The sequence below is a fragment of the Caulobacter sp. GW456-12-1-14-TSB4 genome (assembly GCF_059424195.1).
Genome location: NZ_JBWKZF010000026.1, coordinates 66,179 through 73,715, shown reverse-complemented (window position 1 = coordinate 73,715; position 7,537 = coordinate 66,179). Strand labels below are relative to the sequence as shown.

The 7,537-nt window shown below is 69.3% G+C and carries 10 protein-coding genes and 1 pseudogene; 7 read left to right on the top strand and 4 right to left on the bottom strand.

All coding sequences use genetic code 11. The annotated features are described in order from the left end of the window. The first annotated feature begins 116 nt into the window (after positions 1 to 116). Together AC07YH_RS20635 and recR are read left to right on the top strand one after the other, a co-directional pair. The gene (locus tag AC07YH_RS20635; RefSeq protein ID WP_454718197.1) at positions 117 to 446 is read left to right on the top strand and encodes a YbaB/EbfC family nucleoid-associated protein; all 330 of its coding nucleotides are present in this window, start codon (positions 117 to 119) and stop codon (positions 444 to 446) included. A 4-nt stretch (positions 447 to 450) separates the two neighbouring features. Beyond that, positions 451 to 1,053 (top strand): recombination mediator RecR, encoded by a 603-nt coding sequence (gene recR / locus AC07YH_RS20630; RefSeq protein WP_494748826.1) that lies wholly within the window; start codon positions 451 to 453, stop codon positions 1,051 to 1,053. Here recR and AC07YH_RS20625 read toward each other — a convergent pair. Continuing rightward, a complete protein-coding gene (locus AC07YH_RS20625) occupies positions 1,030 to 1,902 on the bottom strand; it encodes a Rossmann-like and DUF2520 domain-containing protein (protein ID WP_494748825.1) in 873 nt (290 codons plus the stop codon). The two genes, recR and AC07YH_RS20625, sit on opposite strands and share 24 nt — an antisense overlap. Positions 1,903 to 2,050: 148 nt before the next feature. Here AC07YH_RS20625 and AC07YH_RS20620 point away from each other — a divergent pair, with 148 nt between their 5' ends. The 3 genes from AC07YH_RS20620 (at position 2,051) to def (ending at position 4,099) form a co-directional block, all read left to right on the top strand. Beyond that, positions 2,051 to 2,203, top strand: a complete 153-nt coding sequence (locus AC07YH_RS20620; RefSeq protein ID WP_494748824.1) for a hypothetical protein — start codon at positions 2,051 to 2,053, stop codon at positions 2,201 to 2,203. Positions 2,204 to 2,270: 67 nt separating this feature from the next. Beyond that, positions 2,271 to 3,569, top strand: coding sequence for a DNA recombination protein RmuC (locus AC07YH_RS20615; protein WP_494748823.1), 1,299 nt, complete (start codon positions 2,271 to 2,273; stop codon positions 3,567 to 3,569). An 8-nt stretch (positions 3,570 to 3,577) separates the two neighbouring features. After that, positions 3,578 to 4,099: a peptide deformylase gene (gene def / locus AC07YH_RS20610; protein WP_494748822.1), complete on the top strand. Its 522-nt coding sequence runs from the start codon at positions 3,578 to 3,580 to the stop codon at positions 4,097 to 4,099. A gap of 56 nt (positions 4,100 to 4,155) precedes the next feature. Here def and AC07YH_RS20605 read toward each other — a convergent pair. Beyond that, a pseudogene (locus AC07YH_RS20605) lies at positions 4,156 to 4,284 on the bottom strand (hypothetical protein); the annotation flags it as partial. Positions 4,285 to 4,308: 24 nt separating this feature from the next. Here AC07YH_RS20605 and AC07YH_RS20600 point away from each other — a divergent pair. Further along, positions 4,309 to 5,466: a sialidase family protein gene (locus AC07YH_RS20600; protein WP_494748821.1), complete on the top strand. Its 1,158-nt coding sequence runs from the start codon at positions 4,309 to 4,311 to the stop codon at positions 5,464 to 5,466. On the opposite strand, the gene AC07YH_RS20595 is transcribed toward AC07YH_RS20600, so the two are convergent. Both AC07YH_RS20595 and AC07YH_RS20590 read right to left on the bottom strand, forming a co-directional pair. Further along, positions 5,449 to 5,820 (bottom strand): bleomycin resistance protein, encoded by a 372-nt coding sequence (locus AC07YH_RS20595; protein ID WP_494748820.1) that lies wholly within the window; start codon positions 5,818 to 5,820, stop codon positions 5,449 to 5,451. The two genes, AC07YH_RS20600 and AC07YH_RS20595, sit on opposite strands and share 18 nt — an antisense overlap. Further along, on the bottom strand, positions 5,817 to 6,296 hold the full coding sequence (locus tag AC07YH_RS20590) for a cupin domain-containing protein (protein ID WP_494748819.1): 480 nt from the start codon (positions 6,294 to 6,296) through the stop codon (positions 5,817 to 5,819). The genes AC07YH_RS20595 and AC07YH_RS20590 overlap by 4 nt, the downstream gene beginning before the upstream one ends. Before the next feature lie 65 nt (positions 6,297 to 6,361). Here AC07YH_RS20590 and dapE point away from each other — a divergent pair, with 65 nt between their 5' ends. Next, a complete protein-coding gene (gene dapE / locus AC07YH_RS20585) occupies positions 6,362 to 7,522 on the top strand; it encodes a succinyl-diaminopimelate desuccinylase (protein WP_494748818.1) in 1,161 nt (386 codons plus the stop codon). Positions 7,523 to 7,537 lie beyond the last annotated feature (15 nt).

Sequence of the window (7,537 nt, the reverse complement as noted above, 5' to 3'; positions counted from 1 at the left end):
GGGTTGGGGAGGGGGGTGACAGCGTTTCAGGACGGAGCTCGTTTCCGCCGCCGCATCACCCCACCCCTACCCCTCCCCATCGAGGGGAGGGGAATTGGAAAGTTGGAGATGAGACCATGAAAGACCTCGGCGGCCTGATGAAGCAGGCCCAGGCCATGCAGCAGAAACTGGCCGACGCCCAGGCGCGCCTGGCCGAGAGCACCGTTGAGGGGACCTCGGGCGGCGGCATGGTCACCGTCACCCTGAAGGGCACCGGCGAGCTGGCCAAGGTGGTGCTGGACGAGAGCCTGATCGAGCCGGGCGAGGGCGAGGTCATCGCCGACCTGGTCGTCGCCGCCCACGCCGACGCCAAGAAGAAGCTGGACGCCAAGCAGGCCCAGATGATGCAGGACGCCGCCGGCCCGATGGCGGGCCTGATGGGCGGCATGCCCGGGATGAAGTTCTAAAAACTTGGCCGCTTCCGCCGGACCCGAGATCGAGCGCCTCATCGCCCTGCTGTCCAAGCTGCCGGGTCTGGGTCCGCGTTCGGGCCGGCGGGCGGCGCTTGCCCTGCTGAAGAAGCGCGACACGCTGCTGGCGCCGCTGGCCCTGGCCATGGCGGAAGCGCAGGCCAAGGTCCGCACCTGCTCGACCTGCGGCTCGCTGGACGTCACCGATCCCTGCTCGATCTGCGCCGACCGGACGCGCGACGTGCGCCTGCTGTGCGTGGTCGAGGAGGTCGGCTCGGTCTGGGCCATGGAGCGCGGCGGCTCGTTCAAGGGCCACTACCACGTGCTGGGCGGCCTGCTGTCGGCGCTGGACGGCGTCGGCCCCGAGGCCCTGCGTATCGGCGAGCTGGCGGCCCGCGTGGCCGACGGCGAGGTGGCCGAGGTGATCCTGGCCCTGCCGGCCACGGTCGATGGCCAGACAACCGCCCACTACATCGCCGACCGCCTGGCCCGCACCAATGTGCCGGTGACCATGCTGGCGCGCGGCGTGCCGGTCGGCGGTGACCTCGACTGGCTGGACGACGGCACCATCGCCCAGGCGCTACGGGCCCGGCGTCCGGCCTAGCAGTTTGGCGAGAGCCGTCAGGTCCAGATCGGGCGATTTGCGCCGCGACAGGTCCAGGGTGCGACGGCCCAACTCCAGATACAGATCGGCCAAGGCCGGATCGTGGGCGGCGATGGCTTGGGCCTGCGCCGCGACCGTCACGGCGTCGCCGCGCGCGATGGGACCCGTGAGCGCCTGCACCGGACCACGTTCCAGGATCGCGCCCAGGGCGTCGCGCAGGATCGGCGAGAGGATGCGCAAGGATGCGGCTTGATCGATCCCCGCCGCCGCGTGGCTGTCCAGCGCCGCCTGTACAAGCGTCGTCAGGTAGTTCGACGCGAACACCGCCCCCGCATGATAGAGCCGCCGGTCGACGGACTCGGCCAGGATCACGGGATCGCCGCCAATCGCCGTCACCGCTGGGGCCAGCAGGGTTACTGCCGCCTCATCGCCCTGCAGCGTGCAGGCCACGCCGTCGAAGGTCAGGATCTCCCGCGCCGGATCGGCGAACGCCTTGACCGGATGCAGGCTGGCCACTGCCGCGCCGCCTTGGCGCAAGGGCTCCAGCGCGGCCAGATCGCGCGCGCCGCTGCAATGGAACACCGTCAGCCCGGCTGGGCTCGTCAGCCGCTCCGCCGCCGCCTCGATCGCGCCGTCGCTGACCGAGAGCATGACGACGTCGCCCGCCTGGACGGGGATCGTGTCGTCGAAGCCCAGAACCTCGCCAGCGCCAATAAACGCCTGCGCGGCCGCCGTCCGTTCGGCGTCACGCCCGACGACCCCGGCGACCTCGAAGGCCCCATGATCGCGGAACAGCCGCCCCAGGGTCCTGCCGACCGCGCCTGGTCCGATGATCCAAAGCCGGGCCATGCCGTGCTCCCTTGCGACGCCGTCGAGCATCTAGACCGTCCGCGCCCGGATATCGAGGGCGCCCCCGCTGACAGCGCCGCTTGGTCGTGCGAAGCTTCGCATAGTCGCGTTCGGCCAGGGCCGGCGCGCCAGTGGAGGGACTGATTTCATGAGCACGCCCGAAGACAAGGCTCCCGAAGCCGAAACCGAAGCCCCGCACGTCGCCAAGGTCGGCGTCGTCGACAAGGGCCACAACGTCACCGGCTTCGCCGGCGAGCCGATCAACGGCATGATCGCCGACCTCGCCGACGGCGACGACTGATCTGGTCCATTGATCAGGACAAGGCGGCGGCCTTTAAGCCGCCGCCGACTCCCGCTAAGAACGGAGCATGAACTTCTCTGATCCGTTCCTGATCCTCGCGATCGTCTTCGCTCTCGCCGCGCTGGCCTGCGCCCTGTGGGCCGTCGCCGCCCAGCGCCGGGCCGCCAAGGCCGAGGCCCAGGCCTGGATGCTGAACGAGCGAGTGGCCCAGGCCGACGAGCGCCATCGTCTCCTGGAAGACCAGAACGCCACTCAGATCGAGCTGATCCGCGCCCAGGCGGCCCAGAGCGCCAACGCCATCGCCGAACAGCTGATCAAGCGCGCCGACGAGAACGCCAAGAGCCGCGAGCGCCTGGCCGAGGCTCGCCTGGAGGCTCAGCTGAAGCCGGTGGCCGAGACCCTGGCCAAGTTCGAGGCCCAGGTCACCGCCGTCGAGAAGACCCGCGCCGAGGAGACCGGCGGCCTCAAGGCCCAAATCGCCGCCCTGCTGGAAGCCTCGACCGCCACCCAGACCGAGGCCCGCAAGCTGTCGGCCGCCCTGCGTCGCGGGGCCGGCGTGCAAGGCCGTTGGGGGGAGCAGACTCTCAGGAACGTGCTGGAGGCCGCTGGCCTCAACAGCCGCTTCGACTTCCAGGAGCAGTTCAGCGTCGACACCGAGGAGGGCCGTCGCCGACCCGACGTCAAGGTCACCCTGCCGGGCGGCGGGGTGTTCGTGATCGACGCCAAGTGCTCGCTGAACGCCTTCCTGGAGTCGCAGGAGGCCACCGACGAGGTCCTGCGCGAGGCGGCCATGGTCCGCCACGCCGCCAGCGTCCGCGCCCACATGCAGAGCCTGTCGTCCAAGGCCTATTGGGACCAGTTCGCCGGCGAGGGCTCGCCCGACTTCGTGGCCATGTTCGTGCCCGGCGACGGCTTCCTGGCCGCCGCCCTGGATCGTCTGCCCGAGCTGATGGCCGAGGCCATGGATCGCCGCGTGGTGCTGGTCACCCCGACCACCCTGTTCGCGCTCTGCAAGGCTGTCGCCTATGGCTGGCGGGCCGAGGACCAGGCCAAGAACGCCGCCCGCATCGTCGAGGTTGGCCGCGAGCTCTACAAGCGCGTCTCGGTCATGGGCGCCCACGCCGGGGCCATGGGCAAGGCGCTGGAGAGCGCGGTGGGCAAGTACAACCAGTTCGTCGGCTCGCTGGAGAGCCAGGTCCTGACCCAGGCTCGCCGCTTCGAGGACCTCTCGGTCGATCACGAGGGCAAGGAAATCCCTGAGCCGGCGGGTATCGAGCAGGGCGTTCGTCCTCTCACGAAGTTGAGCGCTGGGCAGGCCGTGGGGCAATCTCCCACCTTGACGCTCGGAAATGACCCCACTACCTGAGTGGGATCATGGCTATCCGTCGCATCCTCACCGTCGATAACGCCGCCGATCTGGCGACGCTGAAGAAAATCTCCACCCCGGTGGAGACCGTCACCGACGAGTTGCGCGCCCTGATGGATGACATGCTGGAGACCATGTACGACGCCCCGGGCATCGGCCTGGCCGCCGTGCAGATCGGCGAGCCGATCCGGGTCATCACCATGGACCTGGCCCGCGAGGGTGAGGAGCCGGCCCCGCGCTACTTCGTCAATCCCGAGATCCTGTCGAGCTCGGAAGACGTCCTCGGCTACGAGGAAGGCTGCTTGTCGGTGCCGGAATATTTCGACGAGGTCGAGCGCCCGGCCAAGGTCACCATCCGCTACGTGAACTACCAGGGCGAGACCGTCGTCGAGGAAGCCGAGGGCCTGTACGCCGTCTGCATCCAGCACGAGATGGACCACCTGGAAGGCGTGCTCTTCATCGACCACCTGTCGCGCCTGCGCCGCGACCGCGCCATCACCAAGGTCAAGAAGGCCCGTCGCGCGGCGTAAGCCCCACTCCGCTCATCCCCGCGAAAGCGCGGACCCAAGCGGGCTATCCACGCCAAAACCTTGTCATCCCGGAAGCCTCGTAGAGGCTGTCCGGGACCCAGGGGCCGGCGCATAGCGGTTGCCCCTGGGTCCCGGCTCTCCGCTGCGCTGCGGCCGGGATGACAAGAAGAGTGGTATGGCTTCAAGGAACGGCGGCGTGGAGTGCTGGGATGATCAACGGCCTGCTGACGCTTCTTCTCCTGGCCTCGCCGTACGCCGTCGCCCCTGGCCTGTTCCAGCCCGGCCAGCCTGACCTCGGCCTTGCGACCTTACCCGGAACCCAGACCTTCACCGTCTTCGCCCCGACCGAGCGGACCGACCGCTTCAGCAACGGCGTGGTGCTGATCCCGTTCAAGGGCCGTCTGTACGCTCAGTGGCAGAGCTCGGCCCGCGACGAGGACGCCGCCGACACCTGGGTCGCCTGGAGCGTCAGCACCGACGGCAAGGCGTGGAGCCCGCCCAAGGCCCTGGCCCGCGCTGGCGACAACGGCCTGATGCGCTCCAGCGGCGGCTGGATCACCGACGGCAAGACCCTGGTCGCCTACGCCAATGTCTGGCCCGAAGGCTTCCAGTCCGGGGCCGGCGGCTATGCCGAGTACCGCACCAGCACAGACGGCCGGACCTGGAGCGCCCCGCGTCGGGTCATGGGCGCGGACGGCCAGCCGGTCGAGGGCGTGATCGAGCAGGACCCGCACCACATCGACGGCCGGACGATCGGGGCCTTCCACCTGCGCCCCGGCATGATCGCCAAGCCGTTCTTCACCGACGATCCGCTGGGCCTGACCGGCTGGACGCAAGGGAAGATGGAGAACCTCCCCCGCGACGCCTCCGCCGCCACCGCCGCCCACGAAAAGAAGCTCAGCCGCGAGATCGAGCCCAGCCTGTTCCGCCGCGCCGATGGCTGCGTGGTCATGGTGTTCCGCGACGAGGAGCTGAGCTTCCGCCAGCTGGCGTCGCAGAGCTGCGATCGCGGCGTGACCTGGACCACCCCGGCCCTGACCGACATGCCCGACGCCCGCGCCAAGCAGAGCGCCGGCAATTTGCCCGACGGCTCGGCCTATCTGGTGAATGCGCCCAACAGCGACAAGCCACGCATCCCGCTGGCGGTGACCGTCAGCAAGGACGGCAAGACCTTCGATCGCAGCTGGCTGCTGCGCGGCCAGGCCGACCTGCAGTCGCTGCGCTTCGAAGGCCAGTACAAGCGCCCCGGCTACCACTATCCCAAGAGCGTGGTCTGGAACGGCTACCTCTATGTCGGCTACGCGGCCAACAAGGAGGACGTTCAGGTCACCCGCGTCCCGCTGAAGGCGCTAGAACTGAACGAATGAGAGCCGGTTGCCGTCGGGATCGCGCACCTGGAAATCCAGGCCGCCCCAGGTCTGCTCGACCAGCGGCTGGACGAGATCGGCGCCGGCCGCCTCGACCTCCGCGAACAGGGCCCGGACATCGGTGACCTCGATGGTCGCCAGGATCAGCGACTCCTCGCGCGCCGCCAGTTGCGCGAAGTTGGGCTGGTCGACGTGGCGCAGGTGCAGGACGACGCCGTCGCGGCTGACCGCGCCGTAGAACACCGGCTCGCCGTGCAGGAAATCGACGGTGAAGCCCAGGCGCTGGGCGTAGTATCCCGCCGCCGCCGCGACATCGCGGACGAACAGGATCGGCGTGATGCGGGTCAGGCTCATCGCGAGCGCTCCTGATCGTTGTCGTACGGCGTCCCGTCGCGATGGCGGTAGACGCCTTCGCCGTCGCGCAGGACGAGGTCGATGTCAGGATAGTCGCAGCCGTCCTGGTCCGGCCGGCGCGAGCCGATCTCCAGCAGCAGGACGTCCTTGTCCGAGCGGTTCTGGAAGTGGTGGCCGTTGGCGACGCCGGCCTTGAAGCCCGCGCAGTCGCCGGCCTTCAGCACCGTCTCGCCATCATTTTCGACCAGCACCACCTCGCCCTCGACCACCCAGGTGAACTCGTCCTCGGCCGTGTGCCAGTGGCGCTGGCTGGACCACACGCCGGGTTCCAGGCGCAGCAGGTTGACCCCGAACTGATCGAGCCCGACGGCGTCGCCCAGCTTGGTGCGGTGGCGCTTCAGGCAGGGGTCGTTGAACGGCGCCGGATAGGCCGTGCCGACGCGGGTCGGGGCGGTGGAGAGATCGATCTTGGGCATGTCGGCCCCAAATGGTGTTTCGAGCGGGTTTGCGTCTCGCGGGAGGGAAGCCTAAAGCCAGGATCATGACCAGCCCCGCGCCCGCTTCCGTCAGCATCGACCCTGTCGAACTCGCCCAGGCCCTGATCCGGCGTCCGTCGGTGACCCCGGCCGATGCAGGCGCGATGGACACCTTGCAGCGCCAGCTGGAGGCTCTGGGCTTCAATTGCCGCCGGATGAAGTTCGGCGAGATCGAGAACCTCTACGCCCGTCGCGGGACGGCGCGGCCGAACCTGTGCTTCGCGGGCCATACCGACGTGGTGCCGGTGGGCGATGACGCCGCCTGGACCGCCGGGCCGTTCGAGGCCGAGATCAAGGACGGGGTGCTCTACGGCCGGGGCGCGGTCGACATGAAGTCGGCCATCGCCGCCTTCGTCGCCGCCGTCGCCAAGGTTCCCGAGCACGCCGGCTCGATCAGCTTCCTGATCACCGGCGACGAGGAGGGCGTGGCCGAGGACGGAACGGTCAAGGTCGTCGAGGCCCTGGCCGCCGAGGGCGAGATCATCGACCACTGCATCGTCGGCGAGCCGACGTCGGCGAACTTGCTGGGGGACATGGTCAAGATCGGCCGGCGCGGCAGCATCAACGCCTGGATCGCGGTCGATGGCAAGCAAGGCCACGTGGCCTATCCGCACCGGGCGGCCAACCCGATCCCGGTGCTGGTCGACATCCTCTCGCGTCTGCAGGCCCGCGTGCTGGACGACGGCTATACCGGCTTCCAGCCGTCGAACCTGGAGGTGACGACGGTCGATGTCGGCAACACCGCCACCAACGTCATTCCGGCTTCCGCGAAAGCCCGCGTGAACATCCGCTTCAACCCGGCCCACAAGGGCCACGAGCTGGCCAGCTGGATCGAGCAGGAGTGTCGCGAGGCCGCCGAGGGCTTCTCGGGCCGCGTCGAGGTGCTGTGCAAGATCAGCGGCGAGGCCTTCCTGACCGAGCCGGGCGCCTTCACCGACGTGATCGTGGCCGCCGTCGGCGACGCCACGGGCCGCGTGCCGGAGCTGTCGACCACCGGCGGCACCAGCGACGCCCGCTTCATCCGCGCCCTGTGCCCTGTGGTCGAGTTCGGCCTGGTCGGCTCGACCATGCACCAGGTCGACGAGCGCGTGCCGGTCGAGGAGGTGCGCCACCTGGCCAACGCCTACGAGGCCCTGATCAACCGCTACTTCGCGGCGTTCGCTTAAAGGCCGGAGCGTCGG

Bases quoted from the DNA above. Each gene is read 5' to 3' on its own strand.
- AC07YH_RS20620 (WP_494748824.1), top strand. From the start codon at position 2,051: ATGAGCACGCCCGAAGACAAGGCTCCCGAAGCCGAAACCGAAGCCCCG.
- def (WP_494748822.1), top strand. From the start codon at position 3,578: ATGGCTATCCGTCGCATCCTCACCGTCGATAACGCCGCCGATCTGGCG.
- AC07YH_RS20590 (WP_494748819.1), bottom strand. From the start codon at position 6,296: ATGCCCAAGATCGATCTCTCCACCGCCCCGACCCGCGTCGGCACGGCC.
- AC07YH_RS20625 (WP_494748825.1), bottom strand. From the start codon at position 1,902: ATGGCCCGGCTTTGGATCATCGGACCAGGCGCGGTCGGCAGGACCCTG.
- AC07YH_RS20615 (WP_494748823.1), top strand. From the start codon at position 2,271: ATGAACTTCTCTGATCCGTTCCTGATCCTCGCGATCGTCTTCGCTCTC.
- AC07YH_RS20635 (WP_454718197.1), top strand. From the start codon at position 117: ATGAAAGACCTCGGCGGCCTGATGAAGCAGGCCCAGGCCATGCAGCAG.
- AC07YH_RS20595 (WP_494748820.1), bottom strand. From the start codon at position 5,820: ATGAGCCTGACCCGCATCACGCCGATCCTGTTCGTCCGCGATGTCGCG.
- dapE (WP_494748818.1), top strand. From the start codon at position 6,362: ATGACCAGCCCCGCGCCCGCTTCCGTCAGCATCGACCCTGTCGAACTC.
- AC07YH_RS20600 (WP_494748821.1), top strand. From the start codon at position 4,309: ATGATCAACGGCCTGCTGACGCTTCTTCTCCTGGCCTCGCCGTACGCC.